Source organism: Streptomyces sp. NBC_00523, from assembly GCF_036346615.1.
Classification (GTDB): domain Bacteria; phylum Actinomycetota; class Actinomycetes; order Streptomycetales; family Streptomycetaceae; genus Streptomyces.
The window spans coordinates 4983881-5008398 of record NZ_CP107836.1 but is presented as its reverse complement, the minus strand read 5'-3'; the positions used below and the strand labels follow the sequence as shown (position 1 = coordinate 5008398).

At 69.1% G+C, this 24518-nt stretch carries 21 protein-coding genes; 10 read left to right on the top strand and 11 right to left on the bottom strand.

Features of this window, described 5'->3' with window-relative positions; translation table 11 throughout:
- From OHS17_RS22920 to OHS17_RS22895, 6 genes are all read left to right on the top strand, one after another.
- Window positions 1-810 (top strand): aminoglycoside phosphotransferase, encoded by an 810-nt coding sequence (locus OHS17_RS22920; protein WP_330313662.1) that lies wholly within the window; start codon window positions 1-3, stop codon window positions 808-810.
- Window positions 811-1075: 265 nt separating this feature from the next.
- Window positions 1076-3244 carry a sensor histidine kinase gene (locus OHS17_RS22915; protein WP_330313661.1) on the top strand — a complete coding sequence of 723 codons (2169 nt, stop codon included), beginning with the start codon at window positions 1076-1078 and terminating at the stop codon, window positions 3242-3244.
- A gap of 12 nt (window positions 3245-3256) precedes the next feature.
- Entirely contained in the window at window positions 3257-3973 is a 717-nt protein-coding gene (locus OHS17_RS22910; protein WP_330313660.1) for a response regulator, read from the top strand.
- Window positions 3970-5052, top strand: a complete 1083-nt coding sequence (locus OHS17_RS22905) for a ComEC/Rec2 family competence protein (protein WP_330313659.1) — start codon at window positions 3970-3972, stop codon at window positions 5050-5052. The genes OHS17_RS22910 and OHS17_RS22905 overlap by 4 nt, the downstream gene beginning before the upstream one ends.
- A 141-nt stretch (window positions 5053-5193) precedes the next feature.
- Window positions 5194-6528, top strand: a complete 1335-nt coding sequence (locus tag OHS17_RS22900) for a hypothetical protein (protein ID WP_330313658.1) — start codon at window positions 5194-5196, stop codon at window positions 6526-6528.
- A 154-nt stretch (window positions 6529-6682) separates the two neighbouring features.
- Entirely contained in the window at window positions 6683-7594 is a 912-nt protein-coding gene (locus OHS17_RS22895) for a DUF4238 domain-containing protein (RefSeq protein ID WP_330313657.1), read from the top strand.
- Window positions 7595-8220: 626 nt separating this feature from the next.
- Here OHS17_RS22895 and OHS17_RS22890 read toward each other — a convergent pair.
- Window positions 8221-9456 (bottom strand): glycoside hydrolase family 64 protein, encoded by a 1236-nt coding sequence (locus OHS17_RS22890; protein WP_330313656.1) that lies wholly within the window; start codon window positions 9454-9456, stop codon window positions 8221-8223.
- A 273-nt stretch (window positions 9457-9729) separates the two neighbouring features.
- Between OHS17_RS22890 and OHS17_RS22885 the strand changes: the two genes are divergently transcribed.
- Window positions 9730-10776 (top strand): hypothetical protein, encoded by a 1047-nt coding sequence (locus tag OHS17_RS22885; RefSeq protein WP_330313655.1) that lies wholly within the window; start codon window positions 9730-9732, stop codon window positions 10774-10776.
- Window positions 10777-10899: 123 nt separating this feature from the next.
- Here OHS17_RS22885 and OHS17_RS22880 read toward each other — a convergent pair whose 3' ends face one another.
- Window positions 10900-13764, bottom strand: coding sequence for a M4 family metallopeptidase (locus OHS17_RS22880; protein ID WP_330313654.1), 2865 nt, complete (start codon window positions 13762-13764; stop codon window positions 10900-10902).
- Between the two features lie 147 nt (window positions 13765-13911).
- Between OHS17_RS22880 and OHS17_RS22875 the strand changes: the two genes are divergently transcribed.
- A complete protein-coding gene (locus tag OHS17_RS22875) occupies window positions 13912-14922 on the top strand; it encodes a LuxR C-terminal-related transcriptional regulator (RefSeq protein ID WP_330313653.1) in 1011 nt (336 codons plus the stop codon).
- Between the two features lie 16 nt (window positions 14923-14938).
- Here OHS17_RS22875 and OHS17_RS22870 read toward each other — a convergent pair whose 3' ends face one another.
- On the bottom strand, window positions 14939-16390 hold the full coding sequence (locus OHS17_RS22870; RefSeq protein ID WP_330313652.1) for an MFS transporter: 1452 nt from the start codon (window positions 16388-16390) through the stop codon (window positions 14939-14941).
- A 127-nt stretch (window positions 16391-16517) separates the two neighbouring features.
- On the opposite strand from OHS17_RS22870, the gene OHS17_RS22865 reads away from it, so the two are divergent.
- Window positions 16518-17129, top strand: a complete 612-nt coding sequence (locus OHS17_RS22865) for a TetR/AcrR family transcriptional regulator (RefSeq protein WP_330313651.1) — start codon at window positions 16518-16520, stop codon at window positions 17127-17129.
- A gap of 98 nt (window positions 17130-17227) precedes the next feature.
- Here OHS17_RS22865 and OHS17_RS22860 read toward each other — a convergent pair whose 3' ends face one another.
- The 5 genes from OHS17_RS22860 to OHS17_RS22840 form a co-directional block, all read right to left on the bottom strand.
- Window positions 17228-17851, bottom strand: coding sequence for a nucleotidyltransferase domain-containing protein (locus OHS17_RS22860; RefSeq protein WP_330313650.1), 624 nt, complete (start codon window positions 17849-17851; stop codon window positions 17228-17230).
- Window positions 17852-17856: 5 nt separating this feature from the next.
- A complete protein-coding gene (locus tag OHS17_RS22855; protein ID WP_330313649.1) occupies window positions 17857-18780 on the bottom strand; it encodes an SDR family oxidoreductase in 924 nt (307 codons plus the stop codon).
- Window positions 18777-19133, bottom strand: a complete 357-nt coding sequence (locus tag OHS17_RS22850) for a DUF952 domain-containing protein (RefSeq protein ID WP_330313648.1) — start codon at window positions 19131-19133, stop codon at window positions 18777-18779. Before OHS17_RS22850 ends, OHS17_RS22855 begins: the two co-directional genes overlap by 4 nt.
- 102 nt (window positions 19134-19235) lie before the next feature.
- On the bottom strand, window positions 19236-20261 hold the full coding sequence (locus tag OHS17_RS22845; protein ID WP_330315332.1) for an NAD-dependent epimerase/dehydratase family protein: 1026 nt from the start codon (window positions 20259-20261) through the stop codon (window positions 19236-19238).
- A gap of 111 nt (window positions 20262-20372) precedes the next feature.
- Window positions 20373-21317, bottom strand: coding sequence for a LysR family transcriptional regulator (locus OHS17_RS22840; protein WP_037786430.1), 945 nt, complete (start codon window positions 21315-21317; stop codon window positions 20373-20375).
- 257 nt (window positions 21318-21574) lie between these two features.
- Between OHS17_RS22840 and snpA the strand changes: the two genes are divergently transcribed.
- A complete protein-coding gene (snpA, locus tag OHS17_RS22835; protein WP_330313647.1) occupies window positions 21575-22234 on the top strand; it encodes a snapalysin in 660 nt (219 codons plus the stop codon).
- A 65-nt stretch (window positions 22235-22299) separates the two neighbouring features.
- On the opposite strand, the gene OHS17_RS22830 is transcribed toward snpA, so the two are convergent.
- From OHS17_RS22830 to OHS17_RS22820, 3 genes are all read right to left on the bottom strand, one after another.
- Window positions 22300-22659, bottom strand: a complete 360-nt coding sequence (locus OHS17_RS22830) for a GntR family transcriptional regulator (protein WP_073964020.1) — start codon at window positions 22657-22659, stop codon at window positions 22300-22302.
- 2 nt (window positions 22660-22661) lie between these two features.
- On the bottom strand, window positions 22662-23645 hold the full coding sequence (locus OHS17_RS22825; RefSeq protein ID WP_330313646.1) for a DUF1648 domain-containing protein: 984 nt from the start codon (window positions 23643-23645) through the stop codon (window positions 22662-22664).
- 110 nt (window positions 23646-23755) lie between these two features.
- Complete coding sequence (locus OHS17_RS22820; protein WP_330313645.1) at window positions 23756-24430, bottom strand: DUF6304 family protein; 675 nt, start codon at window positions 24428-24430, stop codon at window positions 23756-23758.
- Window positions 24431-24518: the final 88 nt, after the last annotated feature.

Here is a 24518-nt window from a genome sequence, read left to right as displayed (position 1 = left end):
ATGCCCGCACCCTCCATCACCTTCGCCGGTCTCCCCTCTGGCGCTCGTACCGCCATCGAAGCCGAGATTGGCTCGATTCTCAGGGTCGAAGACGTCAGCACCGGTCTCAACAGCTCCCTCTCCGCGCTCGCACACACCGCCGACGGAGCCGTCTTCCTCAAGGGCCTGCGCGCCGACCACCGCTGGGTCTGGACGCAGCAACGCGAGGCAGACATCAACCCGTACGTGACCCCGCTCGCCCCGCGCCTGCTCTTCCACGTCATCGCCGGCGGCTGGGATCTCCTCGGCTTTGAGGCCATCGACGGCCACCATGCCGACTACTCCCCAGGCTCCCCCGACTTGCCCAAAGTGACCGGGGCCCTCAGAGAGCTCTCCTCTCTCCCTTGCCCTGACATCGAACTCCGGCGCGCCGAACAACGCCTGGCTGGCTACGTCGCCGATCCCGCCGACGCGAAAGCTTTCGCAGGAAACGCGTTGCTTCACACTGACTGGAACAACCACAACGTTCTCATCACCCACGACCGCGCCCACCTCGTCGACTGGGGCTGGGCCACCCGCGGAGCCGCCTGGCTCGATCCGGCTCACTGGATCATCTGGCTCATCGCGGCGGGCCACACGCCAGCCAGCGCTGAGGCGCTGGCCGGACGCCTCCCTGCCTGGAGATCAGCATCCCCACGAGCCGTGAATGCCTTCGCCCTGGCCAGCGTCAACCTCTGGGCCCAGATCGCAGGGGCCGCCCCAGATGAGTGGACAAAGACTCTGCTCGCTGCCACAAAGCTATGGCAACGACACCGGAATGGTCACTCCTGACGGGATCCGCCTTGCGACTGCTTGACCGAGCGTCAGGGCCCTTCGCCGAGGGCACCGACACGGTCACCACTCGCCGCGACCGAACGGAACCCGTTCCTTGTCAGCAGCTACGGGCAACACAGGTGTCAACGTGATGAGGGAGGTATGGGGCAGCGCACAGCAAATCTCATTGCTCATGTTCGCCCACAGGGGGACGGCTACGATTCTCGATGGCCCGCCGATCGACCGAACGGTGTGCCTGGCCGCGCCGCATGGGAGGAACGCCTTGACGCCTCACCACCTCCGCTTCGCCCCACAAATTCTCGCCCGACTCGGTGAAGAACTGGTGCCACACGCCGACTTGGGCATCATGGAACTCGTCCGCAACGCCTACGACGCGGACGCCACCCACTGCCAGCTACGGACGAGTGAAGCCGAGCAGCCCGGCGGCACGCTAATCGTCTCGGACGACGGCGATGGAATGACTGCCGAGCAACTCGCGAGCGGATTTCTCCTTATTGGAAAGTCCGGAAAATCGTCGAGCACTCACACCGCCAAACTTCGACGCAAGGTAGGGGAAAAAGGGCTGGGAAGAATTGCCGCCCTTCGACTCGGCAGGAAAGCAACCATTCGAACGCGCTCCGTGGATGATCCCGACTTCGAGCACACCCTAAGTATCGACTGGGATCGAATCGACAGCGCCGAGGCAGTGGAAGACGTCCCGCTGGAAGTCGCAACCCAGCGATGCGAGGGGGAAAGCGGCACAACCGTCGAGATCACTGGGCTCCGCCACGGAATCAGTCGACAGGACGCCGATCGTCTAGCGCGGTCGGTTCTTATGCTTACGGGACCATTCACCTTTGCGGATGGATCAGAGTTTCGGGTTTCCTGTGATTCGCCAGAGTTCGAGTACCTTTCGAAGGTAATCACGGGGGATCTGCTCCAATGGGCAGAATTCCGCCTGGTAGCCGAGCTGGACGAGCTGGGAAAGGCTTCCGCAACCCTGTATAACTGGCGCGGCGAAGTCATTAAGGCAGCGGGACACGATGATGTGAGCAGGAGGCGCCAAGGGCGCGGAAATCGTGACGCCCCTCTCACCTTCTCGGCGCCAGCGGCTAAATTCGAAATGTGGATGTTTAATCTTAATCCTGGAGCCTCCAAAGAGGTTCGCCTCACGCAACAACCCACACCAGATATTAAAACGTGGCTTAGACAGGTGGGAGGGGCTCACCTGTACCACAGGCAGCTGCGTGTACAGCCCTACGGGGACATCGGAAATGACTGGCTGCTCATCAACCTGAGGCGTGCTGCGAGCCCTGAGGTGCGCCCGTCCACAAATAACTCAGTGGGCCGCATCCAGGTGGAAGACTCGGACGACCTCCTTCAACCGAAGACGGATCGCAGCGGCTTCGTCGACAACCTGGCTTTCCTAGAACTGCAGGAGTTCGCAAAGCGCGCTCTGGACTGGTCGGCGGATCAACGACTCGAACTTCGAGAGCAGCGTCGCATCGGTGCGGCGCCGAAAGCTCGTGATCGGGTCAAACAAGCCGAGAAGCAGTTCCAGAACCTGCTAGAGGCTATCAGCCCAAAGGAATCCGAGGCACCGACGCTAGATGGATCCGCCGATTCCGCCGTACTGGAGTCCTTCACGGCCGGAGCATCAGAGGTATTTGACTCGCAGCGACAGGAAATCGAAGCGCTCCGCGAAGACCTGCTCCTATATAGAACTTTGGCTACAGTCGGCACCAGCACTGCGGTCTTTGCCCATGAAGCGATGAAACCAGCGGCGCGCATCATCAATGAAGTCAAAACAGTCAGTCGTCGAGTTAAACAACATGTCTCAGAGGACGAGTATAAAGAACGCTTCCACTCGTCGGTTGAGAACTCAATCGACAGCGCCAAGACTCTGGAGACCTTCGCACGACTTCCGTTGACTCTCCTCACAAAGAACAAGCGGAAGATCACTGACGTCAATTTCGATCGAGAGTGCCCACCCATCGTTCGACTGTTCTCCCGCTATCTCGACGAGCGGGGAATTCAGATCGAATACGATCTGGATGCGGAGGGGGCGATCGTTCGCAGCACGATCGCCGACATCGAGTCGATCCTGTCCAATCTGATCGTGAACGCTGCGCATGCCTTTACTCGTACGGACGCCGTCCGGCCCGAACGCATGGTCCGCGTCCGAACCCGCCTGGTCGTGGAGGGAGGAACAACTCGCCTTTGCCTCTGTGTCGATGATTCAGGGCCTGGAATCAAGGAGATCTCACTGAGCGCGATCTGGCTGCCGGGCAAAACGACGCGCGACAACGGGACCGGGCTGGGCCTCACGATCGTCCGAGATATCGTCGCTGACCTTGGGGGTACCCAAGAAGCGCGTGAGCACGGGGAGTTGGGTGGAGCACGTATCATGGTCTGGCTGCCGGCCCAAACCGCCGGGAGCCAAGGTGTATGAGCTGGGGGGGCAGTGAGCGTACGTCTGTTGACAGAGGGATCGTCGGTCGTAGTCATCGATGACGACGTCAATGATGCAGCTAGCCTCGTCCCAACACTCGAGGACGCGGGTTTCCGCGCGGAGATGATCACCCACTTTACGCCAGGCCAGGACGCCGACGCGTTTCTTGCCTCCCTGGGCAACCGCTACGACGCCGTGGTGTGTGATCACATTCTTGCCGGGCGCGGCAACGTCCGCTTCACAGGCGCAGAGCTGGTCTGTAAAGCCAACCGACGCGCAGGTACACCGTTGCCCGCCGTGCTCATCAGCAGCCATGTGAACACTGAGCAGAACGGCGCGATCCTGCGCTGGCGGGAGGGCATCCCGAGCGTTGTCGACAAGACTGATGCTTCTGACGAGGTGGTCGAAGCGCTCCAGTACACGCTGAATGAGCTAGCAGGAAACCTTGCCCGGGAGCGTCGAGCCTTCGCGACACCGATTGAAGTCCTTGAGGTACAGCCGGGGGGTGAGGAACCTAAGGCAAAGGTCGTCGTGGTCGGCTGGAAGATCGACTCCTCCGTGTGGATGCCGTTGCGCCCCATTGAGGAGGCTACAGGGCTCCGTCCGGAGGAACTCTGCGGTCGGTGGCTCGAGGCCGAGGTGAACTGCTACGCGAAGGATGCCTCCGACCTCTTCTACCGCAACATCATCCTCGCGCCCGATCTGCCGCAGGAGTGGCTCAGCGCATGACCGACCTACCCCCTTCCCCGGCGTTGCCTCTCGGCCAGCAAGCAGAAGAAGACTTAGCCGTTACCGTGCTGGACGTTGGGCACGGCAACTCCGCGGTGGTACGCGACGGCTCAACCTGCGCTGTCATCGACGCAGCCCCTGGCGACATTGTCCAGCGCGAACTCGATCGCGTTGGATGCCAGCACATCGAGCACCTGATCATCTCGCACTCGGACCAGGACCATGCCGGAGGCGGGCCGCAGATCTTGCTAGACCCGCTGCGCACGGTCGGCATTGCCTGGTTCAACCCTGATGCGAAGAAAAACACCCGCATCTGGGATCGATTGATCCGGGCCGTTTACACCCGTTACAGGCGCGGCGGCTTCGGCGGACATCAGATGCTGCACACGGAGACACCGCAAACGCTGTTTTGCGGCCGGGCGAGGCTCGAAGTCTGCCATCCAAGCTTCTTGATGGCCGGCACCGGCCCAACGGAGAACTCCGTGGCCTTCGGCAAACTGGACACCAACACCGTGTCCATCGTGGTCCGCGTGCACCTTGACGAGAAGCCTGCCGTACTCCTCGCAGCTGACATGGACGCGGTGGCACTCAAGCATATTCAGGAGAACGGCCAGCAGCTCTCGGCGCCAGTCCTGGTCTTTCCCCACCACGGTGGACTCCCAGGCAAGGCCGACCCGCAGTCTTTCGCCAAAGGGTTGACGGAGTTGGTAGCCCCTCAGCTGGTCATCTTCTCAATCCGGGGGGGCCTGCGCCCGGCCAATCCCAACAAGGCGATCATGGAGGGCGTGCGGTTGGCAGCTCCGGCAGCCCACATCGCATGCACTCAACTGTCCGTGCATTGCCACGAAGAGAAGCAACTCGTTACCGATCGGCATCTGGCGGTTCTCCCCGCAGCGGGCCGCAAGTCCGGCAGGGCCTGTGCGGGCAGCGTGACCGTGTCACGCGTCGAGGCGGGACTGCGCTTTGACCCGCCGTTGGAGGCCCATAAGTCGTTCGTCGACGGCGGTTCCGTGACTAACCCGCTCTGCCGACTCCCGTTCCCGGGCCCGCGCAAGGCTCCCGACAGTGTCGGCATGTAGGAAGTGGCTGGTGGGGCGTAGGGCGCCAAGATTTGACGACCCGTTCCCAGCGCCCCTGTCCCTGCTGCAGAATGACACCGCAGCCAATCCAGATACTTGATCCAGGACGTCATCCCTTCCGGATCAGCAGGAGGGGAACACATGAGTATTGCCGCCTATGACGCCTACGCACGTCAACTTGAGACCCTGGTGACCGACGTGGCCGCAGGCCGCTGGAGCCGCGTGGCAGACGACGTGACGCATGCTCTCAACGGCCAGGCGTCGGCGGAACTGCGCCGCATGGTCTCACGAGCCGACCGCCGTGCTAGCGGATCCTTCTTCACCACCGGCGGAGTCCGACAGTCGTACGAGCAACTATTGACACGCAGCACGGCATCCGTGCGGAGCCGAGTGATATGGGATCCCACCTGTGGCGGCGGCGACCTCCTCATCGCCGGCACCGCGCAGTTTCTCCTGGGGGCGACGCCAGCGGAGACTCTCACCGTGTGGAACCGACGAGTCCGGGGCCACGACCTGCACAATCCCTTCGTGACGGTGGCGCGCATGCGGCTGGTCCTGGCGGTGCTGGAACGCCATCGCGCTGTCGGATCCGATGCCCCGCTTACCGAACAACGATGGCGTAATGCCTTCCCGCAGGTACAGGTCGGCGATGGTCTGAACGCCTTGCGTCAAGTGTCGAATAGCCGTGGCTTTGGAGGCCAACTACTTCTAAACCCTCCGTACGGCATGGATGCGGCACTCCCCGGCTGTACCTGGTCGACGGGCAAAACGTCTTTGGCGGCGACGTTCACTGCTCAGGCGTCTGCCGCGATGGCCCCAGGCGGGAAACTTTTCGCAGTCCTGCCCGACGTACTACGCAGCGGAAGCCGCTACCGAGCATGGCGAGGCCAACTGACCGAGCGGCTGGTGTTGGAGGAGATCCGCCCGCACGGACTCTTCGACGACCATACCGACGTAGACGTCTTCTTGCTCTCCGCCGTACGGAGAGCAGGTGGCCACCCCGGGGCGGCCGCCTGGTGGCCGCCGTCCGCCGCCACCACGAACAGGAGCATTGCCGACCATTTCCGTGTCGGAGTCGGTCCTGTCGTCGACAACCGAGACCCTCACGACGGGCCGGAGGTCCCCTACCTCACGGCGAGGGAACTTCCGGGCCAAGGCAAGATGGACCTTCCACTGCGAAGGCGCCGCTTTGACGGGCGCTTGCTTAATCCCCCCTTTGTGGTGATGCGCCGTACATCCCGGCCAGGGCAAGGGGCTAAAGGAGGTGCCCGTGGAACAGGGATCCTCATTCAAGGTGACCAGCCGGTGGCCGTGGACAACCACCTGATTGTGGCTGAGCCGTTGACAGGTGGCGCGGCCCGTTGCCAAGAACTACTGGAAGTGTTGGACGGACCGAAAGTCGTCCATTGGCTCGACGAGCGCATTCGCTGTCGCCACCTGACAGTGACCGTTGTCCGATCACTCCCCTGGGACTGACCTGGCGCCAGCCCTCACGTCGCCACCGGCCTGCGACGTCCGCCCTGTGGGAGCTCACCCATCCGCGCCCTCACGCAAGCCCGATCTCCTTGCGAACGCGGCACGGCTGAAGCCCTGGCAGATCTTTTACAGATCCTGTCTCATCCGCAACCACATGACCGCGCCCTCCAACGTCATCCTTACGTTGGAGAGTGGGCTCCGCAACCGTCAGAGCCACCGTTACAGCGTGCATCAATGGACCAGCGGACGTGCCTTCCAAAGGAATGTGAAAGAGACAGGCCAGCGCAAGTACGGGCATTCGATCTACCGGCCTGGGCAAGAGCCTGACCACTCGTCGATGGAAGCGGCTATGGGCGACATCGAAGGGCAGGCCGCCACCGTCGTCAAGGAACTTGTGCAACGCCGTGAGCGTGCCGTGTGCGAGCATGCGCGGGAGGCTCTGGCTTGGCTGTTGGCCCTGCAATGGCAGCGCAGCCGCTTTCTACGGCACGTCGTCAACGAGTCCATGGGCGTCGACGACTACGACGTGACCGAGGAAGAGATCCAGTCCAGCATGATGCGCCTGATCGCCCAGTCGGTAATCTGGCCATGGCAGGCACGCAACGACGAGGATGCCCACTACAAAGACCAGTGGAACCACCTCGTGTCGGTCCTGCTATCAGACGGCATGCACTGGGCGTGCTACCGGCCACGCGGCGGCGGACTGATCGTCAGCGACAACCCTCTGTGCATGTCAGGGATCGTGGGCACCCCACCTCCCCGCATACCTACCGGCTTCTTCGATCATGGCGTTGGTATCGGTTTCACCAACTTCCGGCGGATCACAGTGCCGCTCGGCAGCAGCCTCGCCCTCATCATCTCCCGTGACCCGGACGAGGTATCCCGCCTGGATGTGGCCGCCATCAACCGGCTCACCGTGTTTAACAGCCGGGAGTTTGTGGCGCACTCTCCCCAGTGGAAGCAAACCCACCCTAAGCTCGCACGGGAGCTGCCTGGCCTGCTGAAACGGCAGCAACTGGTCGCGCCAGCATTCCTCCAGGGCTATACGCCCGGATCCACGGCGTAAGCGAAGCCAGCGCCGCCCTGGTCCGCGACGACCTCTCTGGACGGCACCACGTCTCGTGCGTTGCATGATGCAGCACGTAACCGATCAGTGCCACGTTGAAAGCGCGCACTGAGTCGCTGCCGAGCCGACATCAGTCCGCACACAGTCCGCGAGACACCCGATCAAGTCCGTCATCCCCCATCGCTAGCCATCAGTAAAAGGCCAGGTCAGCGCCCCGCAGGAATGATCCCCGCAGGTCACCGACCCGGCCCGTTACTAGGAGACCAAGAAGGCCTGATCTCTGTTTAGAGGCCGTCTGACCTGCGGTTTCACTGGTCGGACTCCCTAACGTGCCGCACCCGGTCCGCAGGCCGCCGAGAACGGCGTCCATCGCGGACCGGGTGCGGTCTTCTTTGCCCCCGGCCACGTAGAAGTGCCGCGGGTCACCATGTGCGGCAGCTCGACGGGCGGTAGTGACCGCCTCCGCCTCATGGGCGCCGAGCGAGACGCCGGCCTCCTTGGCGGTGGAACACGAGGGCCTTCCGGGTTCGGTACAGATGCCGCCATCCGCACCGACCCGGAAGGCCCTCGCTCGGTCAGGATCGCGCCACCGTGAAACCTGTCACCAACCCTCCAGGACAGAAGGTCTAGTTGAACGGGTCCAGCGTGATGTACGCCTGCTGCGGGTCGCCGTCGTGCACGAGTGATTCGTGCGCGCCGACGTCGTCGAAGGCGAAGCCGTACGCCTTGCCGTCGGCCATCTGGGCGTGGATCTTGGCGGAGTAGTGATTGGTGACCGCGTCCTTGTAGAAGTTCGCGTCATTCGCGTCCGGCTGGTTGGGGTTGCTCAGCAGCGTCGACCTGTTGTAACCGGCGCAGAGAGTACGGGAGATGGGTCCCCGGACCAGGTCGTTGGGCGCGTCGAGGAGCTTGTAGCAGCCGAAGATGCTGTCCGAGTCGGGCTTCTGGAAGCTGGTGACGACCGCTCCCGAACTGTTGGTGAAGTTCATGGTGTTGCCCTGGACCCGTCCGAAGTACTTCGTGTTCGGCTGGTCCGCGAACGGCTGGACGGTCAGCGTCTGCGAGGAGTACTTGCTCCATACGCGGTTGACGTAGTCGTTCATGACGGAGGCCGGCAGCGCCCCTGCCTCGATGCCATGGCCGGGTGCGAGCGCCCGCAGGATCGTCCCGTCGGAACGGGTCCTGATGAGCCCGCCCCAGCCACCGGACTGGCTGCGCAGGGAGTCGAAGAACGCCTTGTAGCCACCGGGCTTGAGGTGGCCCGTACTCAGGGTGGTGCCGTTCGGGCGCTTCACCCCGACCGCGTAAGGGGCGGAGAACATGTCGACCTGGGTGCTGTTGATCCACAGGCCGGCGTCGTTGAGCGTGTACTCGGTCCAGTTGAAGAGGATGTTCGCGTTCGGGTCGCTCGGGTTCTGCACCGCGGGCTGCACCAGACCGCCGGTGGTGAGCTTGAAGACCAGCTTCTGCCCGTAGGAGAAGTAGACCCGGCCGGAGAACTTCGGCATCCGGATCGTCTTCGCCTGCCCGTTGGCCGGCCCGGCGATGGACGCGTCGGGAGCGGGCGTCGGGGGGTTGCCCCCGGCGGGCCACGGATGGAAGGTGCCGTTCGCGTTGGCCCAGCCCTGGCGCCCCGAAGAGAGTTCGGTGCCGATGACGTAGACGTAGACCTGCTCGCCCCGCCCTGAGTTGTTGGTGAGCGTGAGCGGGATGGTCGCGGGGACGGCCGCGGCCTCGGTGGCGGCGGTGACCTGGGTGGCGACGAGGCATCCGCCCGCCAGCGCGAGCGCTGCGACCAGGGCGGCGGCCCTGGGGCGGCGGGCTCGGCGCGTACGGGGTGCGGAAGGAAGGTTGGCAGACAAGCTCTACTCCTCATCCGGAAGGCCGTGCTGCGGAGGTAGCCGGCGCGAGACGCCCGAAGCAGCTTTGAGAGCGCTCTCACCAGAGTTCCTGGAGCGTATCGATGGGTCAGGGACACGTCAATCGGCTGGTCTGGACCAGAATTCCCTTGATCTGCGCCCTCGGCCCTCGGCGAGGGCCCGGACAAGGCGGCCCCGGCCACGGCGTTCCCTTCGACCTCCTTGAGAAGGCATGATCTCCCGGCATCTCGCAACTACGAGTAAGGAAGAAGCTGCTTGGACGTCTTCGTGTGTGCCGAGTGCGGTACGGAGCTGACGGCGCCGGTGTCCCGGGTCGCCCTCCCCGTCCACACGCACTATGGAGCCTGGGAGGAACTCCATCCGCCGCTGATGGAGCCTGCCACGTACGCCGTGGACCCCCGGCCCACTGGACCGCCCTGGAGGTTGTGGGAGGAGGTCGGGGAGGACGAGGCCGCGCGGCAGGGTGTTTACGCCCCCGTCCCCGCGGTCTCCTTCGGCGCGCGGAACAGGATCGTCATCGCCCCCGGCGACTCACGGTCCATGGTCCTGATCCCCGAGAGGTGCGCGGGCTACTGCCAGGGGCTGGACGGCCGGGACGGTCCCAATCTGGCGTGCGAGGGGTGCGGGCGGGCCGTGGCCACCCGCATGGACGACTGCGGATCATGGCAGGAGGTGTGGCTGGAGCCGGACGCGGTCGCCCGCCGCCCCTCGGGACACCCGGCCGGTCCGGCTCCTGGCTGGGCCGATCTGGAGCGCGCCGAACACCGCGTCACACCCGTCGAACCCGACGGGTCATGGAGTCGCCGCTGGGAGGCGGCGGTCGGGGTAGCGCTGGCCCACCTCGTGGCGACCACCGAAGGGTGCCCGGTGACGCTCCCTTCCGGCCCCGTCGCCGACCTGCTGCGTCACGCCGTCGACCGCTACCTGCCCCCCGGGCCCGGAGCCCGGTCCGTGGGGCTGGCCGGCCCGGGGGTCCCCACACCCCGGCTCCGCCCCGACGTCCTCCTCGTCCCCCGCCATCCCCTTACGGGCGCGCCCTGGCGCCCACTCGGTGACGACGACGCCGTGGCACCGCTGGACAGCGGAGTCTGGGCCTACCTCGCTCACCCGGGCGAGACCTCGCCCCTGCCCGCGACGGGGATTCTCCCGGAGGGCGTACTGCGCGACGACTACCCCCTGCCGCCGCGCCCTTGGCGCCCGCTGACGCCCCATCGCCGCGCTTTCACGGACACGTTGGCCGGGCTGCCCGCCGTACGGAGCCCCCGGCTGCGCAGGTATCGCGACGAGTCCCGACGGCCCTGAGCCCGGCACGGACCGACGCCTTCAAAGGGAAGGCGGCCCGCCTGCTCCGGGATCCGGCGTGGAACACCGGCGGCCGGGCCCCCGCCGACAGGGGTCCGGCCGCTTAGGTGGTGCGGAGTCAGGTCAGCACTTGCCCGCCGGGCGGTCGCGCTTGACCAGGTTGGTGTAGCCGGTCGTGCCGTCCAGCCACAGGACGCGGGTGCCCTCGTCGGCGGAGGCGAGTGCCTGCTCGCCGCGGTTGCAGGAGACGCGCTGCGGGCCGCCCTTGCCGTCGGGCGCGACCTGGTACAGCTTCATCATCGTGTCGTTGGCCCACCAGGTGGCCGGGAGGACGGTCGAGACGTTGACCGCGTCGTCCGAGGCCGTCAGGGAGTAGGCGTAGAGGGCGCCTTCGCCCGACTCCGGGGTGACGGTGACCGGGTTCGAGCCGTCGAGGTTCGCGCGGCGCACCGCGGCCTGGCCGTCGTCGGTGATGTCGTCGTCCTCGATCCAGAAGACGCCGTCGTCGGTGATCGCGGTCTGGCCCACGCCCATGGCCGTGTCGGACACCGGCATCTTCGTCGTCCTGCCGGTGGCGCCATCGAAGACCCGGACGTCGAGCGTGGCGTCGCCGTTCGTGTCGGGAGTCAGCGCGACGTAGGAGATCTTGCCGTCCCTGATCGAGGGCAGGCCCGAGACGCGGTACGGAAGACCGCCGTCGACCAGGCCGACCTCGCCGGTCTTCATGTTGACGTAGCGGACGTTCGTGACGCCGAACTGCGGGTTGGTCGCGGTGTACGCGACCCAGTCGCCGTTCACGACAAGGCCCGAGATGTTGCTGCCGATGCCGTCGATCATCTTGGTGAGGCCGCCCTTGACGGGACGCGCCATGATCCGTACGGCGTCGTAGGCATAGTCGGCCCAGACCACCGTCTTGCCGTCCGTGTTGGCGTAGACGTTGTAGTCACCGTTGTTGGCGCTGACCAGCTGCGGCCGGCCCTTGCCGGAGGTGTTGCCCAGCCACACCGAGTACGGCTCGCTGCCGTCCTCGTTGGAGCGGGAGACGGCGTACTTGCCGCCGCCGGCGCCAACGCCGGTGCCGGCGATGTTGACCTTGGAGAGGATCGTGTCGGTGTCGACGCCGAGGGCCTTCTCCCAGCCGGGAACGATGCCGTGGGCGTCGAAGGACCGCTTGACGATCTTCAGCTGCGCCTTGGTGGCGCCCAGCTCCTGCGCGGCGGCGATGACCGCGGCGCGGCCCTCGGTGAAGCCGTCCAGGGGGGTCATGTACGCGGAGAGCGCGCGGTAGACGATCTGGTCGGCGAGCTCCGCGCCGAGGTCCTGGCGCATGTCCCACAGGGCGCCGGAGAAGATCGTGGAGTTGAGGTGGACTCCACCGCTGTCACCGCCGTACGTGACGCCGATGAAGTTCTTCGACGTGGTGGCGCCGTCGTTCAGGTCGCGCAGGGCGCACTCGCGCGGGCTGAGCGTCGTGCACAGGTCCTCGCCGAGGAGACCGGCGTCCGGGTCGTCCATCGACTGGCCGTTGGCCTCCAGGTCGATGGCGTTGCCGAAGTAGTCCGCGAGCGCCTCGTTCATCGCGCCGGACTGGCCCGCGTAGACCAGGTTCGCGGTGTGGGTGACGACGCCGTGCGTCATCTCGTGGCCGACGACGTCGGTGTCGGCGGAGAAGGTGCGGAAGTCGCCGCCGCCCTGGCCGTACACCATCTTGGTGCCGTCCCAGAAGGCGTTGTTGTACGGCTGGCCGTTGCTGACGACTCCGACCAGGGAGTAGATGAAGCCGTCCTTGCCGTCCAGGCTCTTCCGGCCGAAGTGGTTCTTGTAGTAGTCGTAGACCTTACCGGCCGCCCAGTGGGCGTCCACGGCACCGGAGTTGGTGTAGTCCTCGCCGAGCTCGGGGCTCTCCGGCCGGAACGTCTTGATGCCGACGGGCCAGCCACCGGATGCGCTGGACGCCTCATGGCCGCGCGCGTCGTACGTGGCGATCATGGGGCCCTCGTACGGGGAGTCTGCGGCCCGCTTGCTGTAGTCGATCATCTGCAGGGCACCGGTGGTGTCCTTGTACAGATTGATGTCGACCTTCTGGCCGTTGTAGCGGACACCGCTGCCCTTGACGATCAACTGGTCGGCGGCGTCGGTGGAGGCGTCTGAGGGGGCCGTCGCACCCTGCGTCGCGCCGGCGGTCGTGTTCTGCGCGCCGAAGGTCTGGATGCCGCTGTACTGCATGACGGGGAAGCCGGAGTGCCCGTCGATGTACACCTCCTGCTGGACCGCCGAACCGTCGGCCGGGTTGGTGCCCGTGACGGTGATGTGGCGGGTCAGCACGCCGGTGCCCTGCGGAAGGATGGTGACGTCGCCGGCCGTGCCCTTGAAGTCGGCCGTGGCGGCCTTCTGCCCCTTGGCCGGGGCGCGGAGGAGGCCGTCACTGTACTTCGCGGCGACCGCGCCGACCGCGCGCTCGATCGCGGTCTTCTCGGATACCTTCGGGGCGACCGTGTCCAGCTTCAGCTTGGTGAAGTAGTTGCCGGAGGTGCCGGTGACGGCGCGCTTGCCGTCCTTCTTGGTCATCCGGACGAGGTACTGGCCGCCGAGGACCTCGACGCCCTTGTACTTCTGCTGGAGGCGGACCGTCTCCTTGCCGCCCTTCTCGGTGGTGGTCCCGACGGAGGCCAGGTCCTGGGCCGAGGTGTCGGCGATGTGGTAGCGGCCCTTCTTCGCCTTGAGGTGGCCCCGGGCCGCGTCGGCCGCGCTGCCGGTGGCGGCGACCTCCTCGTGCAGACCGGTCACGAGCGAGGGGGTGTCGGTCTCGCTGCCGGGCGTGGTGTCGGACGCGGCGGGGGCGGCCGCGGCGGTGTCGGCGTGCGCTGCCGGCATGGCGGTGGCCATCAGGCCCGCCGTGGCCAGCAGCGCGGCTATGCCCTGGCCGACAACGACGCCGGTGCGGCGCCCCTGGGAGCCAGCTGCTCGTCTGCGTACTGAAGTCCGCACGGTGTTCCTCCGGTTGCCACAAAGGCGTGAACGGTTATCGGATGCCGACATGGAAGACCCGGAGCGGGATGTGAACAATGCGTTCCACCTGCAGACTTCTGTACGTGCACACTTGTGTGGCCTACAGGCAGCGGCGAAAATCGGCTGGTGAAATGGGCTGATCTGGACGAACAGTGGCAGGCCCTCGGGCTCGGCGCGGACGAACTCCGGGTGTACGAGGCGCTGTTGAACACCCCCGGCAACACCACCCGGACCGCTCTCGCCCAGGGCGTCGGTCTCTCGCCCCGGCAGCTCCGCCACGCGCTGGACCGCCTCGCCGAGCGCGGCTTCACCCGCCCCGCCCGGGGCTCCGGGCTGCCGGTCCCGGACGCCCCGGCCACCGCGCTGCGCAACCTCATCCATCTGCACCAGGCAGAACTCCTGCGACGCGAGGCGGAGTTGGAGGAGCTGACCGGCTCCGTGGACCGGATCGCCGCGCAGCTCATGTCCGCCTCGCACACCCCGCGCACCCTGGGGATCGAGACGCTGCGGGGGCGTAAGGCGATCGCCGAGCGGGTCACCTCGCTGGTGGTGTCCGCGACCGAGGAGGTGGCCCTCCTGGACCGCCCCCCGTACGCAGCGAGCGAGCCGGACGGCATGCCCGAGCCGATCAACATGGCCGAGCCGGTCCGGCGCGGGGTGCGCGTGCGGGCCGTGGTCGACCGGGAGGGGCTGAGCTTCCACGGGCGGGCGCGCGGGCTGAACGTGCTGGCCGCGGAGGGGGTGCAGATCCGGCTCGGCATGGCCCTGCCGACGAAGCTGATCACCGTCGACCGCCGGATGACGCTGCTCCCGCCGACCGACGCGGCCGACCCCACCGCCACCGCCCTGGTGGTCAGCGACGCACTGCTGAGCAACGCGCTGGTGCCGCTGTTCGAGGCGGTGTGGGAGCGGGCCGTACCGATCGGCTCGGTCGACAACGGCCAGGTCACGGACGAGGACCGGGAGCTGCTGACGATGCTGTCCTCCGGCCTGAAGGACGAGGCGATAGCCCGTCGCCTGGAGGTGCACGTCCACACGGTCCGCCGACGCATCAGCCGCCTGATGCAGGAGCTGAAGGCGGAGACCCGCTTCCAGGCCGGCGTACAGGCGGCTTCGCGTGGCTGGCTGACGCTCTAGCGTCGGGCCGGCCCCCTCAGCCCTCCCGCCGCGTCCGCAGGAACGCACCCGCGAGCACCGCTCCGGCAAGGACCAGCGCCGAGTTGACCAGGACGGCGACCGAGACCCCGGACAGGATGCCGGACGGCCCCGTGTCGCCCAGCGCGGTCATCCGGGCGGTCGCGACGGCGCTCATGACCGGGATGCCGAGGGTTATGCCGACCTGCTGGGTCATCGTGGCGAGGCCGGTCGCGAGGCCCTGCTCCTCGTCGGGGAGGCCCGAGGTCGCGGTGACCATGAAGCCGACGATCATCAGCATGTTGCCGATGCCCCCGATGAACGTGGCGGCCAGCAGCAGCCAGATCCAGGCGCCCGACGTCCCGAGCGCCACCAGCGAGAGCGTGGCGAGGGCCTGGACGACTCCCCCGGCGACGATGGTCCTCCGGTTGCCGAAGCGGCCCACCGCCCGGCCGCCGAGGGTGCCGCCGATCACGGTACCGATACCCAGGACGCCGAAGGAGAGACCGGTCGCGAGCGGGGTGTAGCCCAGGACCTCCTGGAGGTAGAGCGTCAGCAGGAACACCAGGGACGTCTCGGTGACGAAGGCGATGAGCCCGGTGGCGTTGCCCCAGATGACGCTGCGGCGCTTGAGGATGCGTACGGGGACGAGCGGCGCGGTCGCCCGCTTCTCCACGAACCAGAAGGCGACGAGCAGGGCGAGCCCGGCGAGGAGCGCCGCGAGGGTGGTGGGGGTCGTCCAGCCGGTCGCCCCGGCCCGGGTCAGCCCGTAGACGAGGAGCAGCAGGCCGCCGGTGACGGCCGCGGCGCCGGGGACGTCGAGCCGGGGGCGCTCGGCGGGGCGGGAGTCGGCGATGACGGCCGGGGCCAGGGCGACGACGAGGGCGGCGACCGGCACGTTGACCAGGAAGGCCCACCGCCAGGAGAGCAGGTCGGTGAGGAGCCCGCCGAGGATCGCGCCCGCGGTGAACCCGGCGGACATCAGGGCGCCGTTGAGGCCCAGGGCGCGTTCGCGCAGCGGGCCCTCCTTGAACGCCGTGGTCAGCAGGGCGAGCCCGGCGGGCGTGACGGCGGCGGTGGCGAGGCCCTGGAGCACGCGGGCGGTGAGCAGGACCTCCGGCGAGGTGGCCAGGCCGCCCAGCAGCGAGGACAGGCCCAGGACCGCCATGCCCGCGATGAACAGGCGCTTACGGCCGACGAGGTCGGCGACGCGCCCGAACAGCAGCGTGAAACCGGCGGCTGCGAGGGCGAACGCGGTGGCGATCCACTGGAGGTCCCGGAGCGCGAAGCCGAGCCCCTCCCCGACGACGGGCAGCGCGACGTTCAGGATCGAGAAGTCCACGGCGATCATGAACTGCGCGCCGAGGAGCAGGGCCAGGACGAGCTTCTGGCGCCCGGTCATCCGGGCGGACGGCGGCGGTACGGAGGCGGTGGGTGCGGGGCGTGACGGGGTGCGACTGGGCGCGGACATGGTCGTCCCTCCTCGGACGGAAGCTGAACGGCGAAGCTGAACCGCGAAAGCTAAACGGTTCCGTGGTTCCGTTAAGATGGAGTGACCGTAGCAGAGGAATGCTCGTTAATGGAACTGGAGTCCCGTTATGGCTTCCGAGAGCGTGGAACCGGGCACCGTACGGCCCGGCGGGCGGACTGCCCGGGTGCGCGAGGCCGTCCTGCGCGCGGCGGGCGACGCGCTGGCCGAGCACGGCTTCGACCGCCTCGACCTCGCCGATGTGGCGCGCCGCGCGGAGGTCGGGAAGACGACCGTCTACCGGCGCTGGGCCTCGCCCACCGGTCTCATCGCGGACCTGCTGGACGACATGGCCGAGCAGTCGTCGCCGCGCGCGCGGACCGGCTCGCTGGAGGGTGACCTCAGGGCGAACGCGCGGCTGGTGCTGAAGACGCTGACCGATCCGCGCCAGGGCGCGCTGTTCCGCTCGGTGATCGCGGCGGCGACCTGCGATCCGCGTACCGCCCAGGCGCTGCACCGCTTCTACGCGATCCGGGTCGAGGAGTGGGCCGGCTGTGTCACCGAGGCCGTCGAGCGGGGCGAACTGCCGTCCGGCACGGACGCGGACGAGGTCGTACGCGCGGTCTCCGCGCCGCTCTACTACCGCCTGCTGGCCAGCGGCGACCCGCTGGACGAGGCGGCCGCCGACCGCGCCGCCGACGCGGCGGTCCTGGCGGCGAAGGCGGGGGCGTACGTGAGGTGAGGGTGGGGTGCCTTACGCAGGGTGAGGGCGGTGCGCTTACGGAGGCGGGGGGCGCGCTTACGGAGACGGGCCCGGGGCCGCTGGGTCGCCCCCCCTTCTCACTCCGCGAGTGCCGCCCGCAGCCGGACCGCCCACGGGTGGTCCGCGCCCTCGGCCAGGGTGATCGTCTCGGCCAGCCAGGCGCGCCCGTGGTCGTCCAGAACCGGCAGCGCCTCCTCGAAGTCCCGCTCGTCCTTGGGCCGCCGGGACTTGGACTTGTAGAGGAGCTGGATCTCGGGCGCGAGGTAGGGCACGCCGTCCGGCGCGACCCGGCCCAGCCGCTCCAGCGGGAGGCGGACCCGGGGGTCGCGGCGGAACACCCAGTCGTCGCCGTCCGTGTCGTCCAGCATGAACTGCAACCGCCACGGCTCGTCCGGCCCCGGCCGGCACCAGATGTCGTGGACGGCGGCGGGCAGGGTCTCGCCGGGGCGCCAGGGCCGCAGTGTGCCCGGCGGATCGGCGGCCCACCACTCCCAGCCGGCCAGGACCCGCTGCGCCTCCGCCTGGTCGCGGCGCAGCAGGAGCACATCGATGTCCCCGTGCTCCCGGTAGGCACGGCCCACCGCCAGCTCGACCGCGTACCCTCCGGCGATCCACCACGGGGCGCGCAGCGGGGCGAGCAGGCGGACGGCGTCGGCGAGCGGCGGCGGGTCCCAGACGCCCCAGGGGGTTTCCGTGCGCATGGCGGTCAGCCCTGCTTCAGGAGGTGGCGGTAGCTGTCGGGGTGTTCGCGCAGATAGGTGGCCAGGTCCGTGGCGGGGCGGCCGGTCAGGGTCGGGACGGCGTCCGAGACGGTGTCCATCTCCCCGGCCGCGATGGCCTCGTACGAGGTGACCCAGCCGGCCACCTCCCAGTCCTGGGCCCCGTAGCCCGTCCGTGAGGCGTACGCCTCCTCGCGGGTCTCCGGCACATAGCTGACGGCCCGTCCGGTGACCCGGCTCAGCTCCTCCGCGGCCTCGGCGAGCGTGAACGCCTCGGGGCCGGTCAGGTCGTAGGTGCGGCCGTCGTGCGAGGGGCCGGTCGCGTCGGTGTCCGCGAGGAGCACGGCGGTCGCGGCGTCGGCGATGTCCTCGTGGGCGACGGCGGCGACCCGGCCGTCCCCGGCGGGGCCGCGCAGCACGCCGTCGGCGCCGGTCATGGCGGGGAGCCCGGCGAGATACCAGCTGTCGCGCAGGAAGGTGTACCGGACGTCGGCGGTCCGGATGTGCGCCTCGGTGTGCCAGTGGTCCCGGGCGAAGGTGAACGTGGCGTCGGGGGCGGCGCCCAGGAAGGAGACGTACACGATGCGTTCGACGCCGGCCGCGACCGCCGCGTCCACCGCCGTCGTGTGCTCCCGGACCCGGTCGGGGCTCTCGTGCGCCGAGACGAGGAACAGGGTGTGCGCCCCGGCGAGGGCGCGCCGCATGGCCTCGCCGTCGCCGTAGGGCGCGGGCGGTGCGAGGTCGGCGCCGGGGAGGACGGGCAGCCGGGACGGGTCGCGGCCGAGCAGCCGGACGGGGACGCCCGCCCGGACCAGCCGGGTCGCGACGCGGCCGCCGAGCGCGCCGCTCGCTCCGGTGACGGCGGTGGGGGGACCGCTGGTGACGGGCCCGGAGGCGGAATCGGGGCTCATGCGGGGGTGCCCTCCTCGGACGGCCAGGGACGCACCTCGACGACCGCGTCGACGGGAAGCGGTCCGTAGATGTGCGGGAACTCCTCGCCGCCCGGCACCGCCGCCTCGTACCGCAGGGGCGCGGTGAGCCGTGCGGGGTCGATGACGAGGACCACGAGCTCTTGGTCGGCGGCTCCGGCCCGGCTCTCCGCGCCGTACAGGAACTCGGCCACCCCGGGCAGCTGGTGGGGCAGCGAGCAGTGGATGAAGCCCTCTTCGTGCAGGGTGCGGCCGCGGGTGGACATCTCGTACGTCCCGATCCCGCGGGCCGCCTCCCAGAGCGGTCCTTCGGTGAGGTGCAGCAGTTCGGCCATGGCCCGAGGCTAACGCCGCGACGGGCCACGGCGCGGAGCCTGTGGATAACCGCTCGCCGCGTCGGCGCGGCGGCCAGGTCCTCAGCCCGCTAGGCCCTGTCGTCACATTCCCGTCGTCCGCCCGGCAGACGGGAATGTGACGACAGGGCCTAGCAGCTTCGCCTCCGTCTCCGGGGCGAGGCCCACGGCGGGGCGGTCGGGGCGCTGCGGAGCCGTACCGCCCAGCTCGCGCAGCCAGGCCCAGGTGTCCGCGACGGTCTCCTCGACCGGGCGGCAGCGCAGCCCGGCCGCGTGGGCGAGCCCGACGTCGCCCTGGTGGAGGGCGTCGTACGTCTCCCCCGGCGGCAGCCACACCGGCAGGTCGGTCCACGGCTCGACGCCCGCCGCGAGGATCTTCTCCGCCGGGGTCCAGCGCAGTTCGGCGTCCGAACCGGTGGCGCGCACACAGGCGTCGAGCAGTCCGCCCATGGTGGTGTGCCCGGGCCGGCTGACCAGGTTGTACGGGCCGTGCAGCCCGCGTTCCGCCGCGTCGAGCACCCACGCGGCGAGGTCGCGGGCGTCGATGTACTGGATGTTCGCGTCCGGGGTGCCGGGGGCCAGGACCGGGCCGCCGCGGGCGATCCGGTTCAGCCACCAGGGCAGTCGGCCGATGTTCTCCCAGGGGCCGAGGATCAGGCCCGCCCTGGCCAGGAGGGCGCGGTCGCCGAAGGCGTCCTGGGCGGCCAGTTCGCCGCCGCGCTTGGCCAGGGCGTACGACTGGTCGTCACCGGCGTCCGGCGAGGCGCCCGCCACGACGGGGCCGTCCTCGGTGAGGCCCGCCGGGGTCGGGTAGTCGTAGACGGAACGGCTCGATATGTATGTATAGCGGGCGGCCCGGGCGGAGAGCAGCCGGGCGGCGTCGCGCACCGCCGAGGGCGCGCCGCTCCAGGTGTCGACCACCAGGTCCCAGGTGGGACCGTCGGCGGCGGCGAGTGCGGCCAGGCCGTTCTCCGCGGTGCGGTCGCCGATGATCCCGTCGGCCCCGGGCGGGGGCGCGTGGTGGCCCCGGTGGAAGACCGTGACCTGCCAGCCGCGCACGAGGGCCGCCTCGGTCACGGCCCGCCCGACGAACTCCGTACCGCCCAGCATCAGAAGCCTCATGTCCCCGACTCTGCCCTGTCGCGGCCCGGTCCGGAACGGCCCACGCTCTCGGCTGAATCGCCCGGAGGCGGGAACTCCGTCCGCCCGGGCGCCTCCTCCTCAGGACAGGGCCAGCGGGCTGCGGTGGCGCAGCAGCCACTGGTGGTATCCGGCCACCCGTCGCGCCGCGTCCCGGTAGGCGGCCTCCAGCTCCGCGTAGACCGCGGTCATGTCCGCGCCGGGCCGGGAGACAAGGAGCAGCCGGACCGCGAGCGGGTCGTCGCGCAGCGGGCGGATCGCCATGTCGTCGCGGGGGCCCGAGGTCGGCTGGCAGGGGGCGACCGCCTCGCCGAGGACGACGAGGGAGGCGGCGGTGAGGTAGTCGCCGTGGAGCACCACGGGCGCCAGCCCGGCTTCGCTGAACATCCGGCGCAGCCCGTCCCATTCGCCGTCCACCGTGGGGTCGACCATCCACCGGTCGGCGGCCAGGTCCGCCAGATCCACCACCGGCAGCGCGGCGGCCGGGTGGTCGCGGGCCATGGAGACGAACTGCGGTTCGCGGTCCACCAGGACCCGCTGTTCCAGCCCGTCCGGGACGGCGAGCGGGCAGCCCTCCACCTCGTGCACGAAGGCCACGTCGAGCCGTCCGGCGTCGACCGCGCGGAGGAGGGCGTGGGCAGAGACGTCGACCCTCAGCGAGATGTCGGTCCCGGGCAGCCTCACCCGTAGTCGGCGCAGCCAGCCGCCGATGACCCGGCTGGCGGTGCAGCCGATGCGCAGCCGGGGCCCTTCGACGGCCGCCGCCTCCGCCTTCGCGTCGCTGACCAGGGCGCTCATGCCGTGGACCAGGGGGCGGGCGCGGCTGAGGACGGCGCGGCCGAGGAGGGTGGGGCGGCAGCCGGTGCGTTCGCGGCTGAAGAGTTCGGCGCCGAGCGCGTTCTCGATCCGGCGCAGCTGGGTGGTGAGCGCGGGCTGGCTCACGCCCAGGGTGCGGGCCGCCCGGTGCAGGCTGCCGCTGTCGGCGATGGCGCACAGCGCCCTGAGGTGTCTCACCTCAAGCTCCATGGTGCCGAGATTAGGGCGGGCCGTCCGGGCGCACCATGGGCCGTAATCCCGTCAAAAGCGAGCAATTCAGCGTCGGTTGGGCATGGGAACCGCAGACGTGCACGAGATGTGCACACGAGGGCGATAGGGCCGCGTTATCACCGGCTGACATCATCCGCGCGGGCTCCGCTTCCCCGACACTCTCTCCGTACCGCCCCCGTCCGAGTCCGATCATCGGACGGGTTCCTCTGACAGGTAACTGGTAGGAGACCCCCCACATGAGACACCCCAGGACCGTCATGTCGGCCGTGCTCGGACTCGGCCTCTCGCTCGCCGCCGCGTTCGGCACGGCCCCCGCCGTCGCCGTTCCGGACACCGCCGCCACGGCCCCCCACGTGGCGTTCACCGGCCCCTCCGACTCGCACGAGAGCGCCGCCGCCAACAAGGCGTTCTTCGAGGCGGTCGCGAAGTCGGTGGCCGAGAAGCGGGCCGCCAACCCGGGCGCCCAGTCCGTCACCATCGTCTACAGCACCGCGAACGCCCCGAGCTTCCGCACCCAGATAGCCAACAGCGCCTCGATCTGGAACGGCTCGGTCTCCAACGTCCGGCTCCAGGAGGGCTCGAACGCCGACTTCTCGTACTACGAGGGCAACGACCCCAGCGGCTCGTACGCGAGCACCGACGGGCACGGCAACGGCTACATCTTCCTGGACTACGCGCAGAACCAGCAGTACGACTCGACCCGGGTCACCACCCACGAGACCGGGCACGTGCTCGGCCTGCCGGACCACTACTCGGGCCCGTGCAGCGAGCTGATGTCCGGCGGCGGCCCCGGCCCGTCCTGCACCAACCCGTATCCGGACGCCAATGAGCGCAGCCAGGTGAACTACCTCTGGCAGAACGGCTTCGCGGCCGCGCTCGCGGACGCCCGTTCCTGACCCGTTCCGCTCGCACACGCGCCGATGGGCCGCCCCGCAGAACGGGGCGGCCCATCGGTGTGCCGTCAGCCGGTGCCGTATTCGGTACGGACCAGGGTCAGCAGTTCGTCCACCGTGAGCCCCAGGCCCCGGGCCTCGCCGACGGTCTCGCGGACCCGTTCGAGGAGGCGGGCGCGGTGCGGGGACGCGCCGTCCGCGATGGCCGCGCCCCGGCCCCGGCGCAGCTCGATCAGGCCCTCCTCGCGCAGCCGCTGGTAGCCCCGCAGCACCGTGTGCACGTTGACGCCGAGCGATTCGGCCAGGACGCGGGCGGCGGGCAGCCGTTCACCGGGGGCCGCCGCGCCTTCGGCCACGGCGCGCCGCACACAGGCGGCGATCTGGTCGCCGAGCGGCACGGTGGAGGTGGGGTCGACCCGGAAGAGCATGGTCAGTGGTCCGTTCGGCGCTGGTCGATCAGGGTGTTGAGGAGGGCGGCCCCGGTCGCCGAGTCGTCCACGGTCACCGCGAAGTCGCGGCCGTTCGTCAGCCGGGCCACGATGCCCTCCCCCGACCGGATCATGACACCGCTGCGCCCGGGCCGGATGCGGTACCCCCAGCCGCCGTACTCGGTGAACGGGCGGATGTCGCGGCTGGCCGCCGCCTCGATCCGGTCCAGCGGGACCCGGACACGCGGCCAGGGGAGCAGCCCGGAGACGGTGATCCCGCGCCGGTCCACGATGACGTACGGGCGGGCGAAGGTCGCGATGAGCAGCCCGAGGACGAGGGGAAGCAGGGCGAAGGGCCAACTGGCCGTGAACAGCGTGGCGATACCGGTGCCGATGACCAGAACCGCGGTGAGCGGCAGCCACCAGGACCCGGCGCCCCGGCCCCACCCGGCGACCTCCCCGGCACCCAGGGGGATGCGCTCGCCACTCCCCTCGGGTCCGTCGTCGGCGACCGGTTCGGGGACCGGCGTCAGCATCGCCACGAGGTAGCCGATCCCGAAGGCGACGACGGCCGCCCCGGCTGCGGCGGCCAGGTGCCACAGGGGGAAGTGGACGTCCTGCCCCCGGCCCTGCGCGTCCTCGACGGCGTCCACGTTGATGAGGAGCACGGCCCCCATGAGGTAGCCGAGGAAGGCGGCGAAGGCGTACCCGAGGGCGACTGTCACCCGGTAGGCCGCGCCGGCGAACTTCCCGAACCCCGTCATCAGCGCCCACAGGAGACCGATGCCGAGCAGGACGAGTGTGGTGGCGACCAGGTACGAGGTCTGGCCGGAGTAGTCGTCCACCCGGCCGTTGCCCACGAAGTGGCTGGCCAGCCGGTCGGGCAGCCGGTCGCGGCGGGTGGCGAAGAGCAGCAGGTCGACGGCGAGCGCGAGCAGGAACGGCAGGGCGGTGAGCACCACGCGGCCGACGGATTTCAGGTTCATCAAAACCTCCCTTGTTCGCATGCTAGTAGAACAATGAAGGTGACGGCAATCAGGTATGCGGTACGCGGGTGGGATACGCGGGACGAGACGGCGGCTGGGCGCCGCGACGGTCAGGCCGTTTCGAGCGGGAACGCTCCCCGGTGGCCCGTGCCGGCGCCCCCCGTCGGCCGGGGTTCGAACTCCCGGCAGCTCCAGACCTCCTGGACGAAGCCGGTCCGCCGCTCCCACAGCCCGAGCACGTCCTGCTCACCGGCCGTGCCCCGGTACGCCTCCTTGGCGCCCCGGAAACAGGCGAGCCCGCCGGAGAGACCGCGCGCCGGCTCCGGGGCCGGGAAGTAGTCGGAGAACGCGCAGGCTATGCAGGTCCGCAGGCGGACCCCGGGCGGCAGCTCCCGCTGGATCGTCGCCAGCGCGGACCCGAAGTCGCTCTCGGCGCGCTGCGAGCCGAAGGCCGCCCCGCCGAACCGGAGTTCCAGGTAGAGATACGGGTCGGGCCTGCGCAGCGAGAGCAGGCAGCTCAGGGTCGCCTGCCGCTCCACGCCCTCCGCCATGACGGGGAACGGCAGGTCCCACTCCAGGACGCAATCGCCCAGGACGCCGTCCGTCAGCGCGAACAGCCCCTGCTCGGCCGGTCCGGCCGCCACCGGGCGCAGGCCGCCGAAGCTGCCGCCCTCGAAGTCCACGCCCCGGACGCGGAGGCGGAGTTGCTGCCCGTCGGTGGTGAGGATGACGGCGTCCGATCCCTGCCGGTCCCGGTACCACCCTGCCCACGACTCATCTGTCATGAGCAGGGACTGTAGCCCCTGCCTCCGACACCGCCCCTGCCGCCCTCCGCTTGGCCCGCGACGCCCCTCAACACCTCCTTCCGGCGGG

Coding starts and splice junctions, on each gene's coding strand:
- OHS17_RS22920 (WP_330313662.1), top strand. CDS start 1: ATGCCCGCACCCTCCATCACCTTCGCCGGTCTCCCCTCTGGCGCTCGT.
- OHS17_RS22905 (WP_330313659.1), top strand. CDS start 3,970: ATGACCGACCTACCCCCTTCCCCGGCGTTGCCTCTCGGCCAGCAAGCA.
- OHS17_RS22900 (WP_330313658.1), top strand. CDS start 5,194: ATGAGTATTGCCGCCTATGACGCCTACGCACGTCAACTTGAGACCCTG.
- OHS17_RS22895 (WP_330313657.1), top strand. CDS start 6,683: ATGACCGCGCCCTCCAACGTCATCCTTACGTTGGAGAGTGGGCTCCGC.
- OHS17_RS22870 (WP_330313652.1), bottom strand. CDS start 16,390: ATGTCCGCGCCCAGTCGCACCCCGTCACGCCCCGCACCCACCGCCTCC.
- OHS17_RS22865 (WP_330313651.1), top strand. CDS start 16,518: ATGGCTTCCGAGAGCGTGGAACCGGGCACCGTACGGCCCGGCGGGCGG.
- OHS17_RS22860 (WP_330313650.1), bottom strand. CDS start 17,851: ATGCGCACGGAAACCCCCTGGGGCGTCTGGGACCCGCCGCCGCTCGCC.
- OHS17_RS22855 (WP_330313649.1), bottom strand. CDS start 18,780: ATGAGCCCCGATTCCGCCTCCGGGCCCGTCACCAGCGGTCCCCCCACC.
- OHS17_RS22850 (WP_330313648.1), bottom strand. CDS start 19,133: ATGGCCGAACTGCTGCACCTCACCGAAGGACCGCTCTGGGAGGCGGCC.
- OHS17_RS22845 (WP_330315332.1), bottom strand. CDS start 20,261: ATGCTGGGCGGTACGGAGTTCGTCGGGCGGGCCGTGACCGAGGCGGCC.
- OHS17_RS22840 (WP_037786430.1), bottom strand. CDS start 21,317: ATGGAGCTTGAGGTGAGACACCTCAGGGCGCTGTGCGCCATCGCCGAC.
- snpA (WP_330313647.1), top strand. CDS start 21,575: ATGAGACACCCCAGGACCGTCATGTCGGCCGTGCTCGGACTCGGCCTC.
- OHS17_RS22830 (WP_073964020.1), bottom strand. CDS start 22,659: ATGCTCTTCCGGGTCGACCCCACCTCCACCGTGCCGCTCGGCGACCAG.
- OHS17_RS22825 (WP_330313646.1), bottom strand. CDS start 23,645: ATGAACCTGAAATCCGTCGGCCGCGTGGTGCTCACCGCCCTGCCGTTC.
- OHS17_RS22820 (WP_330313645.1), bottom strand. CDS start 24,430: ATGACAGATGAGTCGTGGGCAGGGTGGTACCGGGACCGGCAGGGATCG.